Origin of the sequence: Legionella spiritensis (assembly GCF_900186965.1) — a bacterium.
GTDB classification, from domain to species: Bacteria; Pseudomonadota; Gammaproteobacteria; order Legionellales; family Legionellaceae; genus Legionella_C; species Legionella_C spiritensis.
On the sequence record NZ_LT906457.1, the window covers coordinates 701,092 to 726,033 of the forward strand.

Below are 24,942 nucleotides of genomic sequence, written 5' to 3' on the forward strand. Positions count from 1 at the left end.
TGTATGGGATAAAATCAGTGACGCGTTGCCCGATTTTTTTTATCAAATAACGGATTGGTTTTGTCTGCCAGTATTCCGGCGACAATACTTCCTTGATAAAACGGCGCTTTTTTATTGATTTCCGAAGATTTAATAGCAATCTGATCCCAGCCGTGAGAGACCAGATAGTCCATGGATGTGGCATAGACCACTTTGGGAATATTGGCCCAGACTACGGCGCTTTGACACATGGCACAGGGTTCGGCGGTCGTGTATAACGTGACTTTTGACCAATCCACGTCCGGATGTGCCTTGGCACAGTTATTAATGGCTACTATCTCGCCATGGAATGTCGGGTTTATTTGACTGGCATTGACTCCTGTGGCGAGTATTTTCCCGGTGACATTATCAACAATAACCGCACCAAACGGTGCTTGCGGGTTTTGTTTCGCCATGTCTATGGCCATTTGCATATAATACTCATCGGTTTTTGAGGATGAGGCGTAAGCACCGTGCCATAACCATGGGGTCAACAGGATCAGGGTAACGATTTGCAAAGGCTTCATATCAGATTCTCTATTTTTCAAGCCAAAAACGCCATGTCCATTTTGAAGTATGTTGCGGATCAGAGGTCATGCGTTTGATTATTACGAATGAAACATCCATGTTTTTGCGTGCTGTTGACCATCCAAAAGGCCATATCATGGTCAACAGCAGCCTATTTTCGATTAACTTTCATCGCCTTCCAGGAAACTGCGTAATTTCTCGGAACGTGACGGATGACGAAGTTTGCGTAATGCCTTGGCTTCAATCTGGCGTATGCGTTCGCGTGTGACGTCAAACTGTTTGCCTACTTCTTCCAGGGTATGGTCGGTATTCATCTCGATACCGAAACGCATGCGAAGTACTTTCGCTTCACGAGGCGTCAATGTTTCCAGAATTTCGAGGGTGGCCTCACGCAGACCTTCTGCCGTTGCCCGATCAACAGGGGATTCAATATTGTTATCCTCAATAAAATCACCCAGATGCGAATCGTCGTCATCACCGACCGGTGTTTCCATGGAAATGGGTTCTTTCGCAATTTTCAGAACCTTGCGAATTTTATCTTCACTCAGATCCATTTTTTCAGCCAGTTCCTCAGGAGTGGCTTCACGGCCTGTTTCCTGAAGAATCTGACGGGAAATACGGTTTAGTTTGTTGATGGTTTCAATCATATGGACAGGAATACGAATGGTTCTTGCCTGATCCGCAATGGAACGGGTGATGGCTTGTCGAATCCACCAGGTTGCGTAGGTTGAGAATTTGTAACCACGGCGGTATTCGAATTTATCGACCGCTTTCATCAAGCCGATATTGCCCTCCTGAATCAAATCCAGGAATTGCAGGCCGCGATTCGTGTATTTTTTGGCAATGGATATAACCAGACGCAGGTTGGCTTCCACCATTTCCTTTTTAGCACGGCGGGCTTTCGCTTCACCAATAGACATTTTTTTATTGATGTCCTTGATTTCACTGATGGTCAATCCGTATTCTTCCTCGAAAGCGGCCAGTCGTGTTTGCAGCCGTATAATTTCATCACGGTATTCGGCAATACGTTCCAAATCAAGCTTTTTAGCCTGTTTGCCGGTCAGCGTATCCAGCCACGTTTGATCGGTTTCCTGGCCGGGGAAGGTGTCAATAAACAGTTTACGGGGGATACGGGCTTTCTCGATACAAAGACGCATAATGCCGCGTTCAAATTCACGAATGTGGTTACGTAATTGCCTGAAATGACGGGTCAGTTTGTCCACCTGTCTTGACGTCAGTTTCAGTTTCAAAAACGACTCGGACATGATTTCCATAAGTTCGACGGTTACCTTATCCGTGCGACCTTTGTTGCGCAGGGCATCCATGGCACTGTCATAGGTAGTCTGTAGCTCATCAAAATAAGCTTTTGCCTGTTCCGGATTCGGACCGTCGTCGGTTTCAGTCAGGCCGCCTCCATCACCGTCACCTTCCTCGTCCGTCGATTCAATCTCTTCGCGTTCCAGTATTTGCTCTTGCTGTGATTCGTCCAGCATGGAACCGATGTTAGCTGCCGGCGCTTCATCATCATCGGAGTCGGAAAATCCGCTGATGATTTCGCTAAGCCGCATTTCCTCGTCCTGCACCCGTTGGTAATCTTCCAGAACAAGCTGCACGGTCTCAGGATAATGAGCCAGGGATTTCAGTACCTGATAAATACCTTCCTCAATACGCTTGGCGATGCGTATTTCACCTTCCCGGGTCAGCAACTCAACCGTGCCCATCTCGCGCATGTACATGCGAACCGGATCGGTAGTGCGTCCCGTTTCCTTATCGACGGAAGCAAGAACGGCGGCCGCTTCCTCAACGTCCTCAGGTGCCTCTTCGGTATTACCGAGCAACGCCAGTTCGTCTTCACTGGGAGGTAACTCGAATACCTTGATGTTCATGCTTTCCAGCATACTGATGATGTCATCAAAATGTTCGGTATCGACAATGTTGGGCAGCAAATCATTAATCTGGGCATAGGTTAGATAATTTTGCTCTTTACCTAATCTGATGACTTTAGTGATTTGCGAGAGCTGCTGTTCTTGATCATTTGTGCTCATAGGTACTTATAAACTTATTGATTAAAAATCCAAAAAAAGGCTTTGATTATAAACCCGCTAAAATAAACATGCTAGTAAATCATGGCTTAATTTTTATCATCCTTTGTTTAAGCATGTCTCGTAATAACATCCTTTCAGAAATAGTTAAGCCTTGTTTTCTTGATTTTGCAATGTATTGGTTAATTTTATTTTCCAGATTCTGCTTTTGGAGGAATTCAAGGATGTCGATAAATTCCCCGGCAAGGTCTTTTTCAGGAACCTGATGATCCCAGCCCGCCAGCTTGTTGAGTGATTCGAACAGCTCCGTGTTTCGCCATAATTCAACGAGGGTTGCGGTATTGATGTCAGGTTGACTGCGCACCTGGTGAAGCAATTGTCGGAGTACTTCCTGTCCGTCCCCGTCAAGTGTGATATTTTTGTTTTGCAATTCACAGTTGCGGTAAATGTCCGGGTGTTGAATTAACAGCGCGATGGCCAACCGGATGGGCGAGCGGCTAATGGTTTTTTGACGATTGTCGGCGTCTGGTTCGGTTTTATCAGCCAGCATGCGGGAGAGGCGATGGCTTTCTATCAGGGTCATCCGTGATAACTCATCAATCAGTATTTGTTTGCCGGGACCTTCCGGGATGTTTTGCATATAAGGTTTGGCGCTGTGAATTAACTGGGTTTTTCCGGCACTACGGCGTGTATCGATGTCTTTGCCCAGAGTATCAAAAAAGAACTGGGTTAAAGGAATGGCCTGCTGCAAACGGGTCTGAAACTGCTCCGTGCCTTCTTCACGCACCAGACTGTCCGGATCATAACCTTCGGGAAGAAAAATAAAATTGGCGTCAAGACCTGAGTTAAGCTGGGGAAGGGTATTTTCAAGGGCGCGCCAGGCAGCCTGGCGTCCGGCCAAATCGCCGTCAAAACAGAAAATCAAACGCTGCGTGTGTTTGCCGAGCAATTGAATATGGTAAGTGCTTGTGGCGGTCCCGAGGGTTGCGACTACATTGGAAAAACCGTGTTGTGCCAGGGCAATGACATCCATGTAGCCTTCCACAACAAGAATGGCCTGTGGGTTGGGATTGGCTTGCAAAACCTGATGCAAACCATACAACTCCCGATTTTTCTGAAAAATGATGGTTTCAGGGGAGTTGAGATATTTCGGTTTTTGCGACGAATCAATAGCGCGTCCGCCAAAACCTATAATTCGTCCATGACGGTCATGAATGGGAAACATGATTCGTTGGCGATAGCGATCATAGGTTTGGCCATCGTCTTTGCGAACCAGCATGCCGGTCGTTACCAAGTCAGCGTGGTTGGCTCTGAACCGGTTTTCCAGAGTATGCCAGCCGGGAGGCGCAAAGCCCAGTTGAAATTTTTTAGCTACCTCGCCGGTTAACCCACGCTGCCGCAGGTATGGTACCGCCTGTTCGTGATCGGATTTCAAGGTCTGCTGATAAAACCGGCAAACGTTGTCCATAAGTTGATAAAGGGTTAATGATTGTTGATTTTTTTCGCTATGGCCATCACGCGGCACCTGCAAACCCGCTCTTGCAGCAAGTGTTTCAACCGCCTCTATGAAGTTCTGGCTCAGGTAATTCATAACAAAACTGATGGAGTTACCGCTCGCGCCGCAACCGAAACAATGATAGAACTGTTTTTTTGCCACTACGTTGAAGGAAGGGGTTTTTTCATTGTGAAAAGGGCAGCAGGCAACGTAGCTGTTACCCTGTTTTTTTAAAGGAAGGTAGCTGTCAATTAATTCGACGAGGTCAGTGTGGCTCAGGAGCTCGTTGATAAATGACTGAGGTATTAAACCAGTCATGTGTGATACTAGCTCAATCTGGCCTTGATTAACGCGCTGACCTTGCTCATGTCTGCCCGTCCTTGCAACTGAGGTTTCAAGTGCGCCATAACTTTACCCATATCGCTTATTTTTTCGGCGCCATGTTCCAGAATAGCGGCAGAGACCATATTTTCAATGTCCGCTTCGGAAAGAGGCTCCGGCAGATAAAGACTGATAATATCCAGTTCAAACTGTTCCTGTTCCACCAGATCCTGTCGTTCGGCGGCACTGAATTGGGTGATGGATTCCTTGCGTTGCTTGGCCAGCTTGTCAAGAATGACCAGCATACGTGCATCATCAACAGTAATACGCTCATCGACTTCGACTTGTTTGACGGCAGCAGTAATCAGCCTGAGCGTCTCCAGCTTCTTTTTATCCCGGGCACGCATGGCTTCTTTGAGATCGTGACTGATGCGGTCTTTTATAGTCATTATTTGCGTCGACGTTTCAGGTTACGACGGGATGATGTGTCACGCGCCAGTTTTTTCAAATGACGTTTGATAGCGGCTGCTTGCTTGCGTTTACGCTCCGCAGTGGGCTTTTCATAAAACTCGCGACGGCGTAATTCAGTCAAAACACCGGCTTTTTCACAGGAACGCTTGAAGCGTCGCAGTGCGTATTCAGGGTTTTCGCCTTCTTTCACACGAACGGTAGGCATTATTAAATAGTCCTCTGGTATAATTAATCACAACAGGTTGGCAATTCTAGTGGCAGTTGCCGCAATCGTCAAGATTATTCTGTTTTTTACCTGAAATCGTTATACAATAGTGTCTTATTTTTAGTCATGATACCTTGAGGTACTGATGCTTGTTTTAGGAATTGAGTCCTCCTGTGATGAAACAGGGATAGCTCTCTATGATTCATACCGCGGTCTTGTCGGACATGCCCTGCATTCCCAGATTACCACTCACCGGCTGTATGGCGGGGTGGTTCCGGAACTGGCTTCCCGTGATCACGTCAATTATCTGATTCCTCTTCTGGATGACGTATTGGAACAGGCCGGATTACATACGTCCGCTATTGACGGAATTGCTTACACGGCCGGTCCGGGTTTGATTGGCGCGTTGCTGACCGGGGCCTGTTTGGCAAAAAGTCTGGCTTTTAGCCTGGACCGTCCGTCCCTGGCCATCCATCATCTGGAAGCGCACATTCTGGCAGCCATGCTCGATACCCCGGAGCTTGATTTTCCCTTTCTGGCTCTTTTGGTGTCAGGCGGCCATACCCAGCTTATCGAGGCACGTGGTCTCGGGGACTATCGTTTGCTGGGTGATACCCTCGACGATGCGGTGGGTGAGGCGTTCGATAAAACGGCAAAATTGATGGGGATCCCATACCCGGGCGGAGCCGGATTGGCCGAGCTCGCGGATCAATGTCCCGTTTCAGTACGGCGGCATTTTTCTCCGTTTCCACGACCCATGACGGACAGGCCGGGCCTGGATTTTAGTTTCAGCGGCCTTAAAACACATGCGATGACCACCTGGAACAACAGCACCAGAGATCATGAGGCGAAAATGGCGATTGCCCACGCCTTTCAACAGGCCATTATTGATACACTGCTGATTAAATGCCGGCGAGCCGTGGAAAAAACGGCGATTGATCGGCTGGTTGTTGCCGGGGGAGTTGGAGCGAATCGGGCATTACGGGATTCGTTGTTTGCCATGATGGAGGAAACACGGGGGGAGGTTTATTTCCCGAGGGCGGAATATTGTACGGATAATGGCGCGATGATCGCCTTTGCGGGATTTCTCCATTTCCAGGCCGGGCGTGCGGACAGCGGCCATGCCATAGATGTCAAGGCTCGCTGGCCCCTCGCCTGAGGTGTCTTCACTTTATTCTTTCGGGTTTACGTCTTTTGCTGTTTGCGGTTTTTTCGGCTCGGCGGTTTTTTTGCCGGTTGTTTTTTTCCTGACGGTTTTTTTATGGCGTTGCGGTTGCGGTTTTTCCCCGGGGTTTTCTTCCTGGACTTCGTCGCTGGTCAATATTTTGGTTTCAGGCTGGGTTAACTGGTCGGCAATGCTGTTTTCAGAGCCCTGGCGAAAGAGAATTTTGGGCTCTTCGCCGTCAATAAGTCGGGTAATATTATTGCGGTGCTGAAAGAGGATAAAAACAGCGATAAAGAACAGGGGAACGATAATATCAACTTGCCCAATGGTAAAGGCCGAGTAGACGGGAGCGAGTGTTATGGCCGTCATGGAGGCGAGGGAGGAGTAACGGCTGTAATTGGCTACGACTAGCCAGGTCGCAATGACCATTCCCCCGAGGATGAGATTCAGGCAAAAAAGCGCTCCGATTGCCGTGGCGACTCCTTTTCCACCCTTGAAACCAAAGAATACGGGATAGATATGACCCATGACCGCGGCAAAGCAGACAAAGCCAAGCGTTAACGGGCTTACGTCAAATAATCGGGCGATGGCCACGGGAATGACGCCTTTTAACACATCGGCGATCAGTACGAGAACCGCGTATTTTTTTCCAGCCAGCCTGAGTACATTGGTTGCGCCGGGATTTTTTGAACCGCCAACGCGTGGATCAGGAAGGGAGAATACGCGGCTGACAATAATTGCGGAACTGAAGGAGCCGAATAAATAACCAATAGCTACAACCAGCAAAAATAATAAAAAATCAACCATGATGCCTCCCAGCTTAGGAACGATCATCATTATCAGATATTAAGGATAAATTGTGAAGGGTTGAGACTAGATTCTGTGAACCAACATTTTCCCAGCTGCAAATGCGGCTAACTGGCGCCATTATGTCTTTGAATTCGTTAAATAGAATCCGCTATTCGCCTCATTCAAAGATATAATGGCACTCAATGAACCACATTTTCGCTTTGCGAAAATGTGGTTCACAGAACCTGGGGAAATAATTTATGCCGGGTTTACTCCGGAAGAAACAGGGTTTGCAGATCGTTGGTGTATCGGCGGCCAAGCTCGGTAATTTGCCATCCTTTCTCCCGCAGTGAGATCAATCCCGTTGCCGCGGCCTGTTCAAGACGAGCCTGTATAACCTGCAAGGGCAGTCCTGTCCTCGCAGGAAACAGCGTATAAGGTATGACTTGCTCAAGGCGGGTAGTGTTCAACATGAATTCAAAGGCCAGTGAGCCTTGCCCGATTTTTTCCCGTTCAATAAGAAACGGCTGTTCCGGTGCGAGGTATTTTTGCGGCTGACGGTGTTTACGGGTTCGAAAAACGGTGTCTTTGTCCGGGGACAGTTTTCCGTGAGCGCCGGCTCCGATCCCGAAATAATCACCGAACAGCCAGTAATTCAGGTTGTGGCGCGCCGCACGGCCCGGTTGGCAGAACGCTGAAATTTCGTAACGCTCGTATCCATGTTTTGCCAGCAGGGCGAACCCCTTTTCTTCCATGTCGCAGGTGATGTCTTCCGAGGGCAGGGAAGGGCGTTGCCGGTAAAATACGGTATTGGGTTCCAGGGTTAGCTGATACCATGACAAATGTTCGGGGTGATGGGCAAGGGCTGTTTGCAAGTCGTCTATGCCGCCCTGAACCGATTGACCGGGCAGGCCGTGCATGATATCCAGATTTATATTGTCAAAACCGGCCCATCGTGCCATTTCAATAGCGCGGTGGGCTTGCAAATCATCATGAATTCGCCCCAGCGCTTTCAGATGTCCGGCGTTAAAACTCTGAATGCCCAGAGACAGCCTGTTTATGCCTGCCTGCCGATATTCTTTAAAGCGCTGCTGCTCCATGGTTCCCGGATTGGCTTCCATCGTGATTTCAATGTCGGGAGAAAACGCGACCAGTTGTTGCAGCCGGTGCAGCAATTCGGCGTAAGATTCTCCGGACATCAAACTGGGCGTACCACCGCCAATAAAGATGGTATGTATCTCTTGCGGCTGGTATTGGCGTAAATCATTGCTGAAATCTTCAAGCAGAGCCTGGATGTACTGTTCTTCCGGCAATGTATCCGGCCGTTTGTGGGAGTTGAAATCACAATAAGGGCATTTGCGGACACACCATGGAATGTGGATATATAAGGAAGTCGGAATCATCGTTGCAAAAAACAGGTTGGCTTGTTGAATGAGCCAATAGTATCATGATAGCGTTTTAGCCACAAAAACGATGGTTATTATGGCCAGACAAGGTGAGCGATGCGGATGCGAAAAAAACCGATATGCAGACAAAAAACAGTAGTTGCCAAAACCAATCTGTTTACTATTGAACAGCTTCATTTGAGTTTTGCCAATGGAGCGCAGCGGGTCTTTGAGCGTATTCGCAGTCATGGTCATGGTGCGGTATTAGTTGTTGCACTTACGGCCAGTGAGTCTATACTTCTGGTTCGAGAATATGCCGCGGGCATTGACGCCTATGAATGGTCCTTCCCCAAAGGATTGATTGAGCAGGGAGAGTCCGTTGCTGAAGCGGCCAACAGGGAGTTGCAGGAAGAGGTCGGGTATGCGGCCGGACGGATTGATTGGCTTCGTTCAGTGACCTTGGCACCAGGTTATTTTGGCGCGCGTATTGATTTGGTTTTAGCCAGAGATTTATATCCCGCGACATTACCCGGGGATGAGCCGGAACCTCCCGAGGTGATGGAATGGCCCCTCAGTGCCAGTGAGGAATTGCTGTCAAGACCTGATTTTTCTGAAGCCCGGAGTATCGCCGCGCTTTTGTTAGTCAAACAATGGTTAAAAGAGGAAAATAAAAATGAATAATAGAGTAAAAGTCGCAATAACAGGTGCTGCCGGCCATATTGGTTATGCCTTGCTGTTTCGTATCGCCTCCGGACAGATGTTTGGACCACATACGGATGTCGAGTTGCATTTGCTGGAACTGGAACAGGCGCTTCCTGCGCTGGAAGGCGTCGCCATGGAACTGGACGACTGTGCTTTCCCCTTGCTAAAAAATATCGTGTGCACCGCCGATGTGAATCAGGCCATGCAAAGTGTTAACTGGGCGCTTCTGGTAGGCTCCGTGCCTCGCAAGGCCGGTATGGAACGTTCCGATTTGCTGGAAATTAACGGTGGTATTTTTACGAAGCAAGGACAGGCTATTAACGATAACGCCGCCGATGATGTGCGTGTTTTTGTAGTAGGTAATCCCTGCAATACCAACTGCCTGATTGCCATGCATCATGCGAGAGATATTCCAAACGAGCGTTTTTACGCCATGACTACGTTAGATGAGTTACGTGCCCGTACCCAACTGGCTAAAAAAGCGAATGTCGATATTACGGCAGTCAAAAAAATGACCATTTGGGGTAATCACTCCGCCACCCAGTTCCCTGATTTTTATAATGCCAGAATCAATGGGTTGCCGGCGGCGAATGTGATTGATGACGAAGCCTGGCTTAAGGATACTTTTGTATCTACGGTACAACAGCGTGGTGCGGCCATCCTGAAAGCGCGAGGCTTGTCTTCGGCAGCTTCGGCGGCCAATGCCATTATTCACGGCGTTAATAATCTGGTTAACGACACGCCGGATCATGAATCCTTCTCTACGTGTTTGAGTTCAAAAGGGGAGTATGGGGTTGATGAGGGACTTATTTTCTCATTCCCATGCCGCCGGGTACGTGGGCATATAGAAGTTGTTGAGGGATTGCATTTCAACGATTACAGCCAATCCAGATTTGACATCACTTTGAACGAGTTGCGCCAGGAGCGTGATACGGTTAAATCTCTGGGCTTGCTTAAAGACTGAGGAACCTGGTTCTGGTGGTTTGACAGAGTTTCGGGTTGGGTTGTGTTGACAACCCGACCCGAAACAATGCTATCGGTAACAGGCAATCAGGCGTATCCGGTTGCTTTCTCAATATTTAAACCAAAAGGCACGAACAGTTCCTTGCCATTTATTTTGATTTGCGCAAATAATTTAATAAACCCGGCTTGTTCCGGCTGTATGTGAAACTGCAGTTCCGGCCCGCCCCTGTCGGAAGATTTGGTGGGTTCTTTCCCCATGGGGTGGATATGAACAACCGTTTTTAAATCCTCGCTAAACCCGACAATGTGCGCAAACGCACCCATAATCGGCTCAAGATTTTTAACGGGTTTCCCCTGGGCGTCTTTAATGACGATGTCACCCATAGCCGCTTTTCCGGTAAAGAGTGTTGGTTCATTGAATGTGAGGTTAAACTGTAATCCGTCCACATTACTGGCCATGTATGGTTTACGATCAATGGCAGCGGCATGCGGACTGTATTTAGCCAGGGAGCATAATAACAAGGCTTGCTGATTGGTATCGTTGGTTACGATATCAGCCCAGATGTTGTAGTTGCCCTTTGCTACCTTGGGTTGCCAGGAAAATTCATAGATCCCGGGTGTTTGGGTTGGTGTCGGGTGAATATGGCTGTAGTCGCTCAGACTGTCGTCAATAATCAGCAAATGAATTTTTTGGGTATGCACGGTTTTTAAGTCGGCGAGCGTGATCGGTTTATTGGCATACGTATCGCGAAGTTTAATAAACACCTGTTTTTTATCGCCCTGATCAACGATGTTTTGTACTGAAAATTCCAGCCTGTTTGCTGTCCTTTCGACTTGCTTTGAGCCGCTGTGACTGGTTTTATCGGCAAAAGAAGGGGATATAGCGACGGGGCCGGCCAATGAAGTCAATAACAGGGTGGAAAACAGCATACGCCGGTGAAAAACGGTTTGAGTGGTAGGGTAATTACTATCGCGAGTCATTATAATCCTGTAGCAAGTTGCAATTTAGTGAACCATGGTCGCAAAGTATATACATATTGATGAAGCCAAGTCCATAGCGTCACAAACGCTTCCAGCGTAATCGCAGGGCGTTGCTGATGACCGAGACAGAACTGAGTGACATGGCTGCGGCCGCGATCATGGGATTGAGTAACAAACCGCTGATCGGATAGAGCAGGCCGGCGGCAATGGGTACGCCCATTGCGTTATAGACAAACGCAAAAAACAGATTCTGACGGATATTGTTCATCGTTAACCTTGAAAGGCGCAGTGCTTTAAGGATCCCTTGCAAATCACCGTGCAGCAGGGTAATGCCAGCACTTTCAATGGCAATGTCGCTGCCTGTGGCCATGGCAATCCCGATATTGGCTTTGGCCAGGGCCGGCGCATCATTTACACCATCGCCCGCCATGGCAACGACGTGGCCATCGGTTTGCAATTCGGCTACATGACGATGTTTGTCTTCCGGCAGGACATCGGCAATGATTTTATCAATACCCAGCGTTTTTCCGACATTTTGCGCAGTGCGCGGGTTGTCGCCGGTTAGCATGACAATATCAATGCCCATGGATTTTAATTGTTCAATGGCTTCCGGAGTACTGGATTTAATGGCATCCTGAAGAATTAGAATGGCCGCTAATTGCCTGTCAACCGCCATAAATAGAATATTTGCTCCCTGAGTGCGCCACTGTTCGGCTTGAGATAGCAAGGGTTCACAGGAAACCGACTGTTTATTCATTAATTTTTCATTACCAAGAGCGATTTGATGCTGTCCCACTTGTCCGGTAATGCCCTGCCCCAGATGTGCTTCAAATTGATCGACGGATTGCAGGGATAGGCTCCGTTCTTTGGCCGCGGTAACTACGGCCCTGCCCAAAGGATGCTCGCTGCTGTTTTCCAGGGACGCGGCCAGAGGCAGCAGCTCGTCTTCCCTGAACGAATCCATGGTGATCATTTTACTGTAGGAAGGGCGACCTTCGGTTAGTGTACCTGTTTTATCAATAACCAGCGTGGTAATTTTTTCTAATTGTTCCAGCGCCTGGGCGTTTTTGATTAAAACACCATGGCGCGCGCCCTGACCGACTCCAACCATAATAGACATCGGGGTAGCCAGTCCGAGCGCGCAGGGGCAGGCGATGATTAACACCGAAACAGCCGCAATAAGCGCATAACTTAACGCCGGTTGCGGACCAATCAGAAGCCACGTGAGGAAAGCCAGCAGCGCAATGACAATGACCGCGGGTACAAACCAGGAGGCTACCACGTCAGCCAGACGTTGAATGGGAGCACGGCTGCGTTGGGCCTCTCCGACCATCTTGACAATGCGAGACAGCAACGTATCGTTGCCTACCTGCTGTGCTTTCATAACGAAACTGCCGGTTTGATTCACCGTTCCCCCAATGACGGAATCGTGCTTTTCCTTCACGACGGGCATAGGTTCACCGGTCAGCATGGATTCATCAATGGAGGTTTGTCCCTCGGTAATAACGCCGTCAACGGGTATTTTTTCACCGGGTCTGACCCGTAACAGATCGTCAATAACAATGTTGTCCAGTGGTATTTCCTCTTCATCACCCGAACCATCGATACGATGCGCCGTCATGGGAGAGAGGTTGAGCAGGGCGCGAATGGCGCCTCCGGTTTTTTCCCGCGCTTTTAATTCCAGGAGCTGTCCCAGCAAAACCAGGGTTATGATAACCGCGGCCGCTTCAAAATAAACCGGTACAATACCTTCCGGGGTTAGCAGGGCGGTGGGGAAAATCCCTGGAAACAAGGTTGCTATCACGCTATATAGCCATGCGACACCCGTACCGACGGCCACCAGGGTAAACATATTCAGGTGACCGTTTAGAACCGATTGCCATCCTCGTTGAAAGAAAGGCCAGCCGCACCATAAAACAACAGGGGTGCTCAGGATGAGTTGGATCCATACGGAATAGCGGGCGGGGATGGCTGTGGAAAGCGTATCGGCCATCATGGCCAGGATAAATACCGGTATGGTACCTGTCACCGCCAGCCAGAAACGCCGTCTCATATCAAGATACTCGGGATTTTTTGCATCAATGTTCCGGATAATTTCCGGCTCAAGCGCCATGCCGCATTTCGGGCATGTTCCCGGGCTTGTTTCCCGGATTTCCGGATGCATGGGACAGGTATAGATGAGTGTTTCATCGTCATCCGGCTGAGGCGTTTGTCGGTTATTGTTTGACGGGCTATGACAATGATGATGGTTTGAGGTGGGCGAGTGTTCGTGAGCCATAGGTTATCGATCCTGTAAAAAATATATCCTGACTATTGTGCAATGCGTGTCCTCAATAATGGCATTAATCGAGCGAGGAATCCAATGCAATATCAAGAAGTAACGCCCTTTAAGTGCCGACAATATGAACTTTTGCGGTATTCTGATTTTCAGTGGTCTTGAGCGGCAGATAGCTCTCATTTTTTACCAGTTCCAGTATCCCGGCCCTGTCAATGGCCTCACTGAAGTAAAATCCCTGGCCATAGAGGCAGCCCAGACTCCTGAGCATGGAAAAATGCTGCTCGCTTTCTACGCCCTCGGCGACCACGTTTAAATTCAAGGCTCCGGCCAGTTTGATGATCGCATCAACAATACTGTGCTTTTTAGAGTCTTCATGAATGCTGGTAATAAAGGATTTATCTATTTTTAATTCGGTAATCGGCAATACGGTCAGATAAATAAATGAAGAGTAACCGGTTCCGAAATCATCAATGGAAATTTTAACGCCCAGAGCGGCTAGCCGATTAATAACTTCTACCGCGCGATCATGATCAGTCAAATAAGCGCTTTCAATAATTTCCACTTTCAAAAGACTGGCGGGGTATTCATAAATACTGAGCAAACTTTCTATGGTATAGGGCAACTCAATGTCAATAATGTCAATGGTGGAAAGATTGATTGATAATTCAATATCAATCCCGCTTTTACGCCATGTGCTGGCGCTCTCAATCGCGTGTTTCAATACATACTGACTCAGTGTTTTTATCAAACCCGTTCGCTCGGCCACTGGAATAAATTTCTCGGCGCTCATCATGCCGAAAGTAGGGTGATTCCATCTCAGCAAGGCTTCACAGCCTTTTATTTTTCCTGTACTTAATTCAACTTTGGGTTGAAAATGAACGAGAAGCTGTTCGCTGTCAATGGCCTTTTTCAACTCGCTCATCAGAATCAGTTTGTTAGGACACTCTCGCTCCATAAAGGACTGATAGATGACAAAATCCTTGTGATGTTGCTTGGCGTGATACACGGCGATATTGGCTCGTTGAATCAAGGTATCATCATCCTTGCCGTGTTCAGGATACATGGTTAAACCAATGGTGGCCGTAGCATCTATGGTCACGCCTTCCAGGGCAAAATTAATGGCGATGGCTTTCTGAAGTTTTTTTACAAGAGTACGAATGTCCTTTTCCGTTTCTACGTTCGGATAGAGGATGGCAAATTCATCACCTCCCATACGAGCCAGGGTCATAGGCTCTTCAATCGTGCACTTTAATCGCTGCGCGAACTGTTTTAAGATCCTGTCGGAGTTGTAACTCCCAAATCCGGCATTTAACTCTTTGAAATTATTGATGTTAATTAAAATTACCGCTATTTTACCTTCACTTCCGCGCATGGCGGTTAAAGCCTGATTCAAGCGATCGGTAAACAGGACGCGATTCGGTAAATCAGTCAAGGCATCATGGCTGGATTCATGTTGCGCCTTTAAGGTAAGTTCCGATGTCTGCATTCGCAATTCATTGGTTTGATCCATCACCATGGCACTTGCGGTGTAAGACATAACCGAGCTTAAAGACTGTCCCCAGAACATAAACAGGATAGGGGTTAAGTCAAGAATGATGAGGGCAATATTACTTTTTTGCGCTTGTATTATCCCCTGGAGAGAAATAGCCCCGGTCATTTGATAGGAGACGGCAAGGGTCGCTGAAAAAATGGCTATGAGGGCAATAACCAGACCAAGAATGGCATAACCGCTGACCTTGCTTTTTAACAGGCGCGCGTTATTTTCCAGGTTAAATTTAATATTGTCCATTCATTGTTGCTTGTTATTAATCTATCTTAATATGTAGTTGATGAATGACCAAACCGCAATACAGACAAGCCAGGGCGCGTCGTTTTTTTGATTAAATTCAAGGCAGTAATTCGGGTATTATTTTTAAGCATTATTGAGTGGCGGGTGTAACCACAAGAAAAGACGGGCTGCAATGAATTGACGCATCGTTGCTGGAGCCCATTTGCAAGCCTTCTCATGCTTAACCAGGTAAAAAAGCGAGGGATACATGACAGTTATATGCAAATCCAGGTTCCGTGAACAAATTTTTTCGATCGAAAACAAAGCAACTATTGTTGCACACCAAATAATAATTGCTTGTAGCCCGTCATGAAGGCGAAGCCGTAATGCGGGAAAACGTTCCTGATTGGCACATCAAACCCGCAATACGGCCTCAGGCCTCCTTACGGGCTACCGCCTTTTCGCAAAAAAATGGCGCCAATTAGCCGTATTTGTAGCTGTGAAAATTTTTGTTCACGGAGCCTAGTACTGTTTCCATTTAGTTTTGACAGGTAGCATTGCACAAAGTGTACCATTTCTTGTCATTCCCGCGCAGGCGGGAATTTATGCCTGATATAGCACAGAGCCAATTTAGCCATAGATTCCCGCCTGCGCGGGAATGGCAGGCGCCTGTCGAAACTAAATGGAAGTGGTACTAGCTAAGGGACGGTGAAGCCGTTTCCACCTTATAATGATCATAGCCTTTTGTAATATTATCACCTATCGCTTTAAATTTGTCTTCTTCGAACCATGTCAACGATTCTGATGAACTCATATGTTGCTTCATAACTAGGAGGAGGTGCTGACCGGCTTGCAGACATTTTGTGATGTCTTCTGAAGGAATCTCGCTTAAACGACTTACATTTAATTCTTTCAGTATGATCTGCCCCAGGGCACTGTCGGTGCGATAGTTATCCTTTACACCATATATTTTGAACAATTCCACAATTAGTACACCGGCAAGCGCTTCTTTCAGGAATGGCGCTGTCTCGGTTGCATAATTTTTTCCTTTAAAGAACGTATCTATTTTATCGTAGCCAAATTTATTATTTTTAATCCATTCGGCAATGCCGGCAATACATTTCGAATCACCTTGCCTTTCCTGGTTATCAGTAGGACCACGTAAAAAGCTGAAATAACGCTGCTCGTCCTTCTTGGCTCTCTCCGTCGTATATTGCTCATTTAATGAGCAAATCTCTTTAAGAAAAGTTGTTAAATTTGGTAACTTGAATCCCATAATAATCTCCGTATTGAACTAGGCCATCCCATTAATACCAAAAAATGGATTAATTAGCAGCATTTTGTGCCCTATTTTGAAAAAAATTTTCCTGACCGCTTGCAAATTGCCCAAAAATTAATGTCTGAAATGGCGTATGCCGGTAAAAACCATAGCCAGGCCGGCGGTATTGGCGGCGTCGATGACCAGCTGGTCTCGCAGGGAGCCGCCCGGTTGAATGATGGCGGTGATGCCGGCTTTGACCGCCAGTTCGATGCTGTCGGCAAAGGGAAAAAAAGCGTCCGAAGCCATGACGGCGCCTTCCGTTTTAAAACCGGCCTGCTCCGCTTGCCATAAGCCTATTCGTGTACTCATCACCCGGCTGGTCTGGCCGGCGCCTATGCCGATGGTGGCCTGATTTTTGGCAAACACGATGGCGTTGGATTTCACATGTTTGACGGCAGCCCAGGCAAACAACAAATCCCGAAATTGCCTGTCGTCGGGTTGTTGTTCCGTGACGACCTGAAATTCCTCGATATTGGCCGGAAAACGATCGTGTTCCTGAACCAGCAAGCCGCCGCTGACATGGCGCATGTTCAACTCGAATTCCGTTTCCCGGTTCAATGGTCCGGTTTGCAGAATTCGTAAGTTAGGCTTGGCGGCGAAAGCGGTTTTTGCAGCCTCGCTGAAGGCCGGAGCGATGATGACTTCGGCAAATTGCTTCTCAATAATTGTGGTGGCAAGATCGTCATCTACCGTTTGATTAAAGGCGAGTATGCCGCCGAAGCTGGATGCGGGATCCGTCTGATAGGCGCGTAAATAAGCCTGGACCGGGGTATCAGACACTGCAATGCCGCAAGGATTGCCATGTTTGACAATCACGCAGGCTGGTTTGTCCAGGGCAAAGGATTTGACACAATCCAGGGCTGCGTCGGCATCGAGAAGGTTGTTATAGGAGAGTTGTTTGCCTTGCAGAAGCCTGGTGTTGGCCAGCGAATCGGTGGCAGGATTTTTTTCAACGTAAAAAACCGCTTGCTGATGTGGATTTTCTCCATAGCGTAAATCATAACCCTTGTGAAACTGACAACCGAAGGTATCGGGAAAACCGCTTGGTATTTTCTCGTCATTGAGTGTGCCTAGATAATTGGTGATGGCCGTATCGTAGGCCGCTGTATGGGCAAAGGCTTTTTTGGCCATCTCGAATGGCCAGCTGGCCGGCATGGACTGTTTTTTTAGGTGTGTCGTCAGATTATCATAATCGTTGGGTGAAACCACAACGGTAACGTGGGCATGATTTTTAGCGGCGGCGCGCACCATGGCCGGCCCGCCGATGTCGATATTGGCAATGGCTTTGTCAAAATCACAGTCCGGATGGCTAATGGTCTGTTGAAACGGATAAAGGTTGACCACCAGTAAATCGATGGGCCGGATCCCTTGTTCAGCAAGCGCCTTTTTATCCTGTTTTCCGCGCGCCAGTAATCCGCCGTGAATAGCCGGATGCAGGGTTTTGACTCGCCCATCCATCATTTCCGGAAATCCGGTACAGTCACTGACCTCGGTGACAGTCAACCCATTGTCACGCAAGACAACGGCCGTGTTGCCGGTGGCAATGATTTCCACCCCAAGATCCGTGAGAACCTGACCCAGTTCAACGATGCCTCGTTTGTCGGAAACACTTAACAAAGCCCGGCGAGGGGAAAAGGCAATTTCCGGAAGGTCAGTCATCATACGTACTCCATGGTTGACAAATCAAGGGATGATTATCGTCGGTTAAAAATCAATAAAGCCCAGCCATCCTGATGAAGGGTTTGCCGGTGCTCGAAATCATCGCGGTATGTTTCTATCAAAGTGGCTGCCTGTTCGGAAAGGAGGCCGGATACGACCAGGGTTCCCTCCGGATTGAGCAAGGTTTTAAACCGTTTTTGCAAGGTCAGTAGCGGGGCGAGCAAAATATTGGCGATCAGGATATCGACGCCGGCCTGCAAGGAATCGGGAAAACCGATATGCAATTGCCCGGTTGACAGGTCATTCATATCGGCGTTGTTTTTGGTGGCGGTCAAGGCCTGTTCGTCAATGTCAACGGCTTGCAGGTGTTTCGCCCCCAGCTTCAAGGCGGCTAATGCGAGGATGCCGGAGCCGCAGCCATAGTCAATCATGGTGCGATGCGCCAGATCCGCCTGATCAAGCCATTGTAAACACAATGCGGTAGTAGGGTGGGTTCCGGTGCCGAATGCCAATCCCGGATCAAGGATTAAATAGACGGCTTTTGGCTCCGGTGGCTCTATCCAGGAAGGACAAATCCAGAAGCGTTCGCCGAAACGCCTGGGTTTGAAATCATCCATCCACGCCCTTTCCCAATCCTGATCCGGTAAGGCGTGGACGGTAAAGTGCAGATGGGGATATTGCGGCGACAGGGCTTGCAGGCACTGATCAGCCGCTTCTTTTTCCGTATAAAGCGCATGGATAATAACGTCAGGCCACAGTGGCGTCGTGCCGGGCTCCGGTTCCAGAACCGGATCATCGTTTTTGTCGGTAAGAGTGACAGATAACGCGCCGGCCTCTTCCAGATAGTCACTCAGACGTTCAACGTCATCACCGTGACAGATTTCGATTTGCAACTGATACCACACGACTTTATTCCTTCAACATCTTTTCCAGATAATGGATATTGGCGCCCCCCGCCACAAACGCCTTGTCTTTCATAATACGCTGATGCAATTCAATATTGGTCTTGATGCCGTCTATGATAATTTCATCAAGCGCGTTTCTCATTCTGGCAATGGCTTCCGCTCTGGTTTCGCCATAGCTTATCAGTTTGCCAATCATCGAATCGTAATGGGGCGGCACCACGTAGCTGCTGTAGATATGGGAATCAAAACGAATACCAGGGCCGCCGGGCTGATGAAGCAGCCGGATGGTTCCGGGAGAAGGCATAAACGTCCTCGGATCTTCCGCGTTAATTCGGCACTCAATGGCGTGACCATGCAAATGAATGTCTTCCTGCTTCAAGGTAAAAGGCAAATCACTGGCAATTTTTATCTGCTCTTTAATCAGATCGATGCCGGTAATCATTTCAGTGACGGGATGTTCCACCTGGATACGGGTATTCATTTCAATGAAATAAAAACAGCCGTCCTGATACAGGAATTCAAAGGTTCCCGCGCCGCGATATTCCAGATCACGGCAGGCTTTGACAACGCGTTCGCCAATTTCAGCGCGTAACTCGGGTGAAATGCCGGGGGCAGGCGCTTCCTCGACGACTTTCTGGTGACGCCTCTGCATGGAGCAATCGCGTTCACCGAGGTAAACCGCGTTACCTTTGCCGTCACCCAGTACCTGAAATTCGATATGACGCGGATTTTCCAGGAATTTTTCCATATAGACGGTTGCGTTGTTAAAGGCCGCCTTGGCTTCGCTGCGGGTTAGGGCGATGGCGTTTAAAAGATTGGCTTCGCTATGTACAACACGCATGCCGCGTCCGCCGCCGCCACCTGCCGCCTTGATAATAACGGGATAGCCAATCTGTCGCCCGAGCTCCATATTACGCGCTTCATCCTCCGACAAAGGCCCGTCTGAACCGGGTACGCAGGGAACCCCCGCCTTTTTCATGGCGGCAATGGCTGATACTTTATCGCCCATCAGGCGGATGGTATCTCCCCTTGGCCCGATAAAACGAAAACCGCTTTGCTCCACGATATCGGAAAAATCCGCATTTTCAGACAGAAATCCATAGCCGGGATGAATGGCGACCGCGTCGGTGATTTCAGCGGCGGAAATAATGGCCGGGATATTCAAGTAGCTTTTCTGCGAACTGGCCGGGCCAATACAGACCGTTTCATCGGCAAGGCGTACGTGCAGCAGGTCTTTATCCACATCGGAATGAACGGCTACCGTTTGAATTCCCAATTCCTTGCAGGCACGCAAAATACGAAGGGCTATTTCGCCCCGGTTTGCGATAACAATTTTACTGAGCATCCTAAACCCCTCATGCTATGACAAAGAGAGGTTGGTCGTATTCAACGGGATCCCCGTTGGCAACCAGAATCTCAACGATTTTACCGGCTTTATCGGCCTCAATTTCATTAAACATTTTCATGGCTTCCACAATACACAACGTATCGCCGACCTTGACGGACTGGCCGACTGTTACAAAAGGAGGTGCTTCCGGAGACGGGGACGTGTACATGGTACCCACCATCGGTGAACGGACTTTGTGTCCCGTGTTTGCCTCTTCGGCCGGCTTTTCAGCCGCGGCAGGCGGTGCGGCCGGGGTATTTGGTGTGTGGTGGTAGACCGGAGCAGGAGCGTGGCGCATCGGAGAATGTGCGTCCATGGTGTAGGAGGCATGTCGGCTCAGACGGACGGATTCTTCTCCTTCCTTGATTTCAATTTCTGAAATACCGGTTTCATCCAGCAATTCAATCAGTTTTTTAATTTTTCGAATATCCATTAACATTAACTCTCTATTGATTAACTTAATTCTTCTATAATGGCTTGTAGTGCCAGATTATAGCCTCGAACGCCCAGTCCGCATATCACACCTTGCGCGATTTCCGAGAGATAGGAGAAACGCCTGAAACTCTCACGGGCGTGGATGTTACTGATGTGGACTTCAATAAAGGGAACGGCAGCCGTTACCAGGGCATCGCGAATGGCGATGCTGGTGTGGGTGAAGGCCGCCGCGTTCACGATCAGGTAATCCGTTTTGTCATCGGCGGCTTTATGAATATAGTCAATAAACCGCGATTCGCTGTTGGTTTGCAGACAGATTAATTCAACGCTTGCTTCCCGGGCTTGCTTTTTTAGTGACTTGTCCAATTCTTCCAGAGTTAAAAAGCCATAGATAGACGGTTCCCGCATACCTAAGCGATTTAAATTTGGGCCGTGAAGAACCTGAATTTTTTTCATTTGGAGCCTGTCCTGACGAAATGGGAGGATTCTGCCTGATCTTGGCGATAATGTCCAGATATACGATGATATCGGCATGATACCGGCATGATGCCTTCTAAATAGTCAGCAGGTTCTGTGCCAAAAATTTTCCCGGTACCATTTTTTTGCGAAAGGGCAGTAGCCCGTAAGGAGGCCTGCGGCCGTATTGCGGGTTTCATGATCCAATATTAAACCAGGATAACACGGAGAACATCTCCTCCTCTTTAGGTCTTATGGATTATGGATATATGATATGGTTATAGGAATGGTTAACAAAAAGGAATTGTGCAATGGCTGCTACCCATATCACTGATGTGACGCTGCGAGACGCTCATCAATGTCTGATTGCAACCCGATTGCGTACGGAAGATATGCTGCCTGCTTGTAAAAAAATGGATCAAGTCGGTTTCTGGGCTATGGAAGTATGGGGAGGTGCCACTTTTGATTCCTGCCTGCGGTTTTTAAAGGAAGATCCGTGGCAGCGTTTACATTTGTTACGGCAAGCGCTACCCAATACCCGATTATCGATGCTGTTAAGGGGTCAGAATTTACTGGGGTATCGACATTATGCCGATGATGTTGTCAAGGCATTTGTCAAACTGGCTGCCAATAATGGTGTCGATGTGTTTCGTGTGTTCGATGCCTTGAATGATGTGCGTAATTTACGGGTTGCTATTGAAAGCGTCAAAGCCTGTAAGAAACACGCGCAGGGTACTATCTGTTATACAACCAGTCCTGTCCATACGATAGAAAATTTCGTCGACATGGGCAAAGCGCTCACTGATCTGGGCTGCGACAGCATCGCCATTAAAGACATGGCTGGCTTGCTGACCCCTTCGGATACTGTGAACTTGTACCAGGCTCTCGCCAGGGCGACGCAATTACCGATTCATCTGCATACCCACGCTACCTCGGGATTGGCTGCTATTTGTCACTATCAGGCCGTACTGGCAGGATGCCGGCACATTGATACGGCTATTTCGTCATTTTCAGGCGGCGCGTCTCATCCGGCCACGGAACCGTTGGTTGCCGCATTGGCCGGCAGCGAGTTTGATACAGGTCTTGATTTGAATTTATTGTTGGAAATTGGTGATTATTTTCACGAAATTCGCAAAAAATACCAGCAATTTGAAAGCGAGGCACGGGATATTGATCCTCGTGTGCAACTCTATCAGGTGCCGGGCGGCATGATCTCCAATCTCTATAATCAACTGAAAGAGCAACAGGCTCTTGATAAAATGGCCGCCGTGCATGAGGAAATACCGAATGTTCGTAAAGATTTGGGCTATCCGCCGCTAGTGACGCCCACGTCGCAGGTGGTTGGCACCCAGGCTGTTATGAATGTCTTGACGGGAGAGCGGTATAAAACCATTACCAACGAAGTGAAATTGTACTGTCAGGGCAAATACGGTGCGACACCGGGAAAAATAAACGCAAGGCTGCGCAAGAAAGCGATTGGACGTACCGAAGTCATTGATGTCCGGCCTGCTGATTTGCTGCCTAATGAATTAAACAGGCTGCGCAAGGAAATCGGTGATCTGGCTGAAAGCGAGGAAGATGTGCTGTCTTATGCCATGTTTCCGGAAATAGCCCGGCAATTTTTACGGGAAAGACAGAGTAACACACTGGCTCCGGAGCCCTTGCTAGGCAAACAACTGTCTGATGAGCGCAGTAAATTATCGGAGTTTGACATTACCTTGCATGGAGAAAGCTATCATGTGAAGGTCGCTGGTTTCGGAGATCGTGAGCGGGGGCGGCAAGCGTGTTTTTTATGGGTGGATGAAGTGCCTGAGGAAGTCATTATCGAATTGCCGCAGCAGGATAAAGGACTCACGGATTCCAGACCGGTGACAAAAACTTCCGGGCCGGGGGACATCAAGGTCGCCATGCCGGGAACGATTGTGAACGTGTTCGTCAAGACGGGAGACAAGGTCAAGATCGGGCAGGTTTTATTTGTGCTGGAAGCCATGAAAATGGAAACGGAAATACAGGCGCCGTTTGACGGCAAAGTGACAGAGGTATATTGCAGCAAGGGTGATAAAGTGACGCCGGAGCAGGTATTGATGCAGTTGGCGGGCAGAACCTAGTACTACAGTGGTAAGTTCTGTCATTCCCGAGAAATCGGGAATCCATTCACGTTAAAATAGATCTCCGCCTGCGCGAAGATGACAATCAATGAGCAAAAAAGAGTACATAAATAGGGATCCTTTCCAAAATACCACTGTAGTATTAGGTTCACAGAATCTAGCGAATCTGTCCCGCCTTGATGGCGCGTTCTCGTATTCCATGCCAGGCAGCAGTCTCGGGCGGTAATTCCAGAACAATAATCGTAGCTGAGGATTGATCAGCCCGGCGTAGTTGAAAATAAAGTTCAAAAGCCGCATCCCGGGGATTTAAGGGCAACTGGTAACCCTGGTGTCGGCTGAACTCCGCGTCTTTGACAAAAGACAGCACATAACACGCTTGCTTGCTCTGTTGACAAAAACGCTTCATTGCTTTGCGATCATTGAAACAGTAAAGAGGTTTTTCCGGCTGGTAATGATTTGCCAGCATGCCGGGGGCACGTATTGTCTGGCGTACCTGTTGTTCCTTGATCGGGATTGCGGCCTGAATTTGCTCTTCGTCAATCATACCGGGGCGTAACACCTGATACTCCTCGGGGTGGGTTGCGGCAATAATAGTTGATTCAATGCCTATGTCACATCGTCCCCCATCCAGGATGAGCAGGGAGCTGCCGGCGAAACTTTGACGGACATGCTCGGCGGTGGTGGGACTGATTTTTCCAAATGGGTTGGCTGACGGTGCAACCAGAGGTTTGCCCAGTTGCGAGAGCAACGCTTGGGCAACGGGATGGCTTGGGCATCGTAGTGCCACGGTTGTCTGACCGCCCGTTACCAGAGGATTGACACTCGTACGGCAATTCATGACCAGCGTTAATGCCCCGGGCCAGAAACGTTCCATCAAAACCGACGCATAGTCTGGTATGTCTCGCGCCCATTGCGAGATATCCCATCCATGGGCCACGTGCATAATCAGGGGATGGTTAAGCGGTCTGTTTTTCAAGGCATAGATTTTTTTTATGGCGGACTCATTTTCGGCATTTCCCGCCAGCCCGTATACCGTTTCTGTGGGGATTGCGACGATTTCTCCCGCGCGCAAGCGGTCTGCGGCTAATTCGACGTTGGTGGTAATAGTACTCATAGGGGCTGTTCTTAAAATAAAACGGATATCCTTCAAGCCATATCTGTGGTCTGCTGACAAAACGCCGTCGACAAGAATTTGCCGGAATACCGTCCGATTCTTTTTTCTGAACGGGTATGGTAGCACGTAATGTAAATAATCCACATGAGTTGTGCAATTTATTTTCATGGTTTGGCGCTATAAAAACCCGCAGTCCCTCTGTTTTGGGGTATTAAACTATTTTGTTAACTTGTTTAATGTCAGTGTTTCAGGATATTAATTTGTTTAAAAATTGATAATTTTAAAAATGAAAAATTTGTGTTAGTTTGGTCTTTGCCTGTAATGCGTTGTTGTGAATTTTTTGATCTGATTTGTGTTGTAAGCAGCAATCGGATCCGATTTTCAGAAATGACATTATGACAGGTTATACCACCAACTGGTTATGACCGTATTTTTTTGTAACAGTG

21 protein-coding genes are annotated in these 24,942 nt (G+C 48.3%); 4 read left to right on the forward strand and 17 right to left on the reverse strand.

What is annotated here, in order from left to right; genetic code table 11:
• Positions 1-14: 14 nt before the first annotated feature.
• From CKW05_RS03250 to rpsU, 5 genes are all read right to left on the reverse strand, one after another.
• On the reverse strand, positions 15-545 hold the full coding sequence (locus CKW05_RS03250; RefSeq protein ID WP_082642705.1) for a nucleoside deaminase: 531 nt from the start codon (positions 543-545) through the stop codon (positions 15-17).
• A gap of 162 nt (positions 546-707) precedes the next feature.
• The gene (rpoD, locus tag CKW05_RS03255; RefSeq protein WP_058482290.1) at positions 708-2,591 is read right to left on the reverse strand and encodes an RNA polymerase sigma factor RpoD; all 1,884 of its coding nucleotides are present in this window, start codon (positions 2,589-2,591) and stop codon (positions 708-710) included.
• A 79-nt stretch (positions 2,592-2,670) separates the two neighbouring features.
• Complete coding sequence (gene dnaG / locus CKW05_RS03260; protein ID WP_058482289.1) at positions 2,671-4,401, reverse strand: DNA primase; 1,731 nt, start codon at positions 4,399-4,401, stop codon at positions 2,671-2,673.
• A gap of 8 nt (positions 4,402-4,409) precedes the next feature.
• Positions 4,410-4,853, reverse strand: a complete 444-nt coding sequence (locus CKW05_RS03265; protein ID WP_058482288.1) for a GatB/YqeY domain-containing protein — start codon at positions 4,851-4,853, stop codon at positions 4,410-4,412.
• Positions 4,853-5,080, reverse strand: coding sequence for a 30S ribosomal protein S21 (rpsU, locus tag CKW05_RS03270; RefSeq protein ID WP_058482287.1), 228 nt, complete (start codon positions 5,078-5,080; stop codon positions 4,853-4,855). Before rpsU ends, CKW05_RS03265 begins: the two co-directional genes overlap by 1 nt.
• A gap of 145 nt (positions 5,081-5,225) precedes the next feature.
• On the opposite strand from rpsU, the gene tsaD reads away from it, so the two are divergent.
• Complete coding sequence (gene tsaD, locus CKW05_RS03275; RefSeq protein ID WP_058482286.1) at positions 5,226-6,239, forward strand: tRNA (adenosine(37)-N6)-threonylcarbamoyltransferase complex transferase subunit TsaD; 1,014 nt, start codon at positions 5,226-5,228, stop codon at positions 6,237-6,239.
• Positions 6,240-6,251: 12 nt separating this feature from the next.
• Here the strand turns inward: tsaD and plsY are convergent, their stop codons facing one another.
• Positions 6,252-7,052, reverse strand: coding sequence for a glycerol-3-phosphate 1-O-acyltransferase PlsY (plsY, locus tag CKW05_RS03280; RefSeq protein ID WP_065238358.1), 801 nt, complete (start codon positions 7,050-7,052; stop codon positions 6,252-6,254).
• Positions 7,053-7,303: 251 nt separating this feature from the next.
• A complete protein-coding gene (hemW, locus tag CKW05_RS03285) occupies positions 7,304-8,437 on the reverse strand; it encodes a radical SAM family heme chaperone HemW (protein ID WP_058482285.1) in 1,134 nt (377 codons plus the stop codon).
• A 99-nt stretch (positions 8,438-8,536) separates the two neighbouring features.
• Between hemW and nudE the strand changes: the two genes are divergently transcribed.
• Positions 8,537-9,100, forward strand: a complete 564-nt coding sequence (nudE, locus tag CKW05_RS03290) for an ADP compounds hydrolase NudE (protein ID WP_408606981.1) — start codon at positions 8,537-8,539, stop codon at positions 9,098-9,100.
• Positions 9,093-10,085 (forward strand): malate dehydrogenase, encoded by a 993-nt coding sequence (locus tag CKW05_RS03295; RefSeq protein ID WP_058482283.1) that lies wholly within the window; start codon positions 9,093-9,095, stop codon positions 10,083-10,085. The genes nudE and CKW05_RS03295 overlap by 8 nt, the downstream gene beginning before the upstream one ends.
• Positions 10,086-10,171: 86 nt before the next feature.
• Here CKW05_RS03295 and CKW05_RS03300 read toward each other — a convergent pair whose 3' ends face one another.
• The 9 genes from CKW05_RS03300 to aroQ form a co-directional block, all read right to left on the reverse strand.
• The gene (locus CKW05_RS03300) at positions 10,172-11,065 is read right to left on the reverse strand and encodes a hypothetical protein (protein ID WP_095140563.1); all 894 of its coding nucleotides are present in this window, start codon (positions 11,063-11,065) and stop codon (positions 10,172-10,174) included.
• A 79-nt stretch (positions 11,066-11,144) separates the two neighbouring features.
• A complete protein-coding gene (locus tag CKW05_RS03305; RefSeq protein ID WP_058482282.1) occupies positions 11,145-13,343 on the reverse strand; it encodes a copper-transporting P-type ATPase in 2,199 nt (732 codons plus the stop codon).
• 109 nt (positions 13,344-13,452) lie between these two features.
• Positions 13,453-15,132 carry a putative bifunctional diguanylate cyclase/phosphodiesterase gene (locus CKW05_RS03310; RefSeq protein WP_058482281.1) on the reverse strand — a complete coding sequence of 560 codons (1,680 nt, stop codon included), beginning with the start codon at positions 15,130-15,132 and terminating at the stop codon, positions 13,453-13,455.
• A gap of 673 nt (positions 15,133-15,805) precedes the next feature.
• Positions 15,806-16,387, reverse strand: coding sequence for a hypothetical protein (locus CKW05_RS03315; RefSeq protein WP_058482280.1), 582 nt, complete (start codon positions 16,385-16,387; stop codon positions 15,806-15,808).
• Between the two features lie 117 nt (positions 16,388-16,504).
• Positions 16,505-18,094 (reverse strand): bifunctional phosphoribosylaminoimidazolecarboxamide formyltransferase/IMP cyclohydrolase, encoded by a 1,590-nt coding sequence (gene purH / locus CKW05_RS03320; RefSeq protein ID WP_058482279.1) that lies wholly within the window; start codon positions 18,092-18,094, stop codon positions 16,505-16,507.
• A 32-nt stretch (positions 18,095-18,126) separates the two neighbouring features.
• Positions 18,127-18,996: a 50S ribosomal protein L11 methyltransferase gene (gene prmA, locus CKW05_RS03325; RefSeq protein ID WP_058482278.1), complete on the reverse strand. Its 870-nt coding sequence runs from the start codon at positions 18,994-18,996 to the stop codon at positions 18,127-18,129.
• 4 nt (positions 18,997-19,000) lie between these two features.
• Positions 19,001-20,341 (reverse strand): acetyl-CoA carboxylase biotin carboxylase subunit, encoded by a 1,341-nt coding sequence (gene accC, locus CKW05_RS03330; RefSeq protein WP_058482277.1) that lies wholly within the window; start codon positions 20,339-20,341, stop codon positions 19,001-19,003.
• A gap of 10 nt (positions 20,342-20,351) precedes the next feature.
• Positions 20,352-20,816, reverse strand: coding sequence for an acetyl-CoA carboxylase biotin carboxyl carrier protein (accB, locus tag CKW05_RS03335; protein ID WP_058482298.1), 465 nt, complete (start codon positions 20,814-20,816; stop codon positions 20,352-20,354).
• A gap of 20 nt (positions 20,817-20,836) precedes the next feature.
• The gene (gene aroQ, locus CKW05_RS03340) at positions 20,837-21,274 is read right to left on the reverse strand and encodes a type II 3-dehydroquinate dehydratase (protein ID WP_058482276.1); all 438 of its coding nucleotides are present in this window, start codon (positions 21,272-21,274) and stop codon (positions 20,837-20,839) included.
• Between the two features lie 311 nt (positions 21,275-21,585).
• Between aroQ and oadA the strand changes: the two genes are divergently transcribed.
• Positions 21,586-23,382 carry a sodium-extruding oxaloacetate decarboxylase subunit alpha gene (gene oadA / locus CKW05_RS03350; RefSeq protein ID WP_058482274.1) on the forward strand — a complete coding sequence of 599 codons (1,797 nt, stop codon included), beginning with the start codon at positions 21,586-21,588 and terminating at the stop codon, positions 23,380-23,382.
• A 157-nt stretch (positions 23,383-23,539) separates the two neighbouring features.
• Here the strand turns inward: oadA and CKW05_RS03355 are convergent, their stop codons facing one another.
• Positions 23,540-24,496: an L-threonylcarbamoyladenylate synthase gene (locus CKW05_RS03355; RefSeq protein ID WP_058482273.1), complete on the reverse strand. Its 957-nt coding sequence runs from the start codon at positions 24,494-24,496 to the stop codon at positions 23,540-23,542.
• Positions 24,497-24,942 lie beyond the last annotated feature (446 nt).

Coding starts and splice junctions, on each gene's coding strand:
- CKW05_RS03305 (WP_058482282.1), bottom strand. CDS start 13,343: ATGGCTCACGAACACTCGCCCACCTCAAACCATCATCATTGTCATAGC.
- hemW (WP_058482285.1), bottom strand. CDS start 8,437: ATGATTCCGACTTCCTTATATATCCACATTCCATGGTGTGTCCGCAAA.
- purH (WP_058482279.1), bottom strand. CDS start 18,094: ATGATGACTGACCTTCCGGAAATTGCCTTTTCCCCTCGCCGGGCTTTG.
- CKW05_RS03310 (WP_058482281.1), bottom strand. CDS start 15,132: ATGGACAATATTAAATTTAACCTGGAAAATAACGCGCGCCTGTTAAAA.
- CKW05_RS03265 (WP_058482288.1), bottom strand. CDS start 4,853: ATGACTATAAAAGACCGCATCAGTCACGATCTCAAAGAAGCCATGCGT.
- tsaD (WP_058482286.1), top strand. CDS start 5,226: ATGCTTGTTTTAGGAATTGAGTCCTCCTGTGATGAAACAGGGATAGCT.
- CKW05_RS03300 (WP_095140563.1), bottom strand. CDS start 11,065: ATGACTCGCGATAGTAATTACCCTACCACTCAAACCGTTTTTCACCGG.
- CKW05_RS03315 (WP_058482280.1), bottom strand. CDS start 16,387: ATGGGATTCAAGTTACCAAATTTAACAACTTTTCTTAAAGAGATTTGC.
- accB (WP_058482298.1), bottom strand. CDS start 20,816: ATGGATATTCGAAAAATTAAAAAACTGATTGAATTGCTGGATGAAACC.
- rpoD (WP_058482290.1), bottom strand. CDS start 2,591: ATGAGCACAAATGATCAAGAACAGCAGCTCTCGCAAATCACTAAAGTC.
- accC (WP_058482277.1), bottom strand. CDS start 20,341: ATGCTCAGTAAAATTGTTATCGCAAACCGGGGCGAAATAGCCCTTCGT.
- dnaG (WP_058482289.1), bottom strand. CDS start 4,401: ATGACTGGTTTAATACCTCAGTCATTTATCAACGAGCTCCTGAGCCAC.
- oadA (WP_058482274.1), top strand. CDS start 21,586: ATGGCTGCTACCCATATCACTGATGTGACGCTGCGAGACGCTCATCAA.
- CKW05_RS03250 (WP_082642705.1), bottom strand. CDS start 545: ATGAAGCCTTTGCAAATCGTTACCCTGATCCTGTTGACCCCATGGTTA.
- plsY (WP_065238358.1), bottom strand. CDS start 7,052: ATGGTTGATTTTTTATTATTTTTGCTGGTTGTAGCTATTGGTTATTTA.
- rpsU (WP_058482287.1), bottom strand. CDS start 5,080: ATGCCTACCGTTCGTGTGAAAGAAGGCGAAAACCCTGAATACGCACTG.
- aroQ (WP_058482276.1), bottom strand. CDS start 21,274: ATGAAAAAAATTCAGGTTCTTCACGGCCCAAATTTAAATCGCTTAGGT.
- nudE (WP_408606981.1), top strand. CDS start 8,537: ATGCGGATGCGAAAAAAACCGATATGCAGACAAAAAACAGTAGTTGCC.
- CKW05_RS03295 (WP_058482283.1), top strand. CDS start 9,093: ATGAATAATAGAGTAAAAGTCGCAATAACAGGTGCTGCCGGCCATATT.
- CKW05_RS03355 (WP_058482273.1), bottom strand. CDS start 24,496: ATGAGTACTATTACCACCAACGTCGAATTAGCCGCAGACCGCTTGCGC.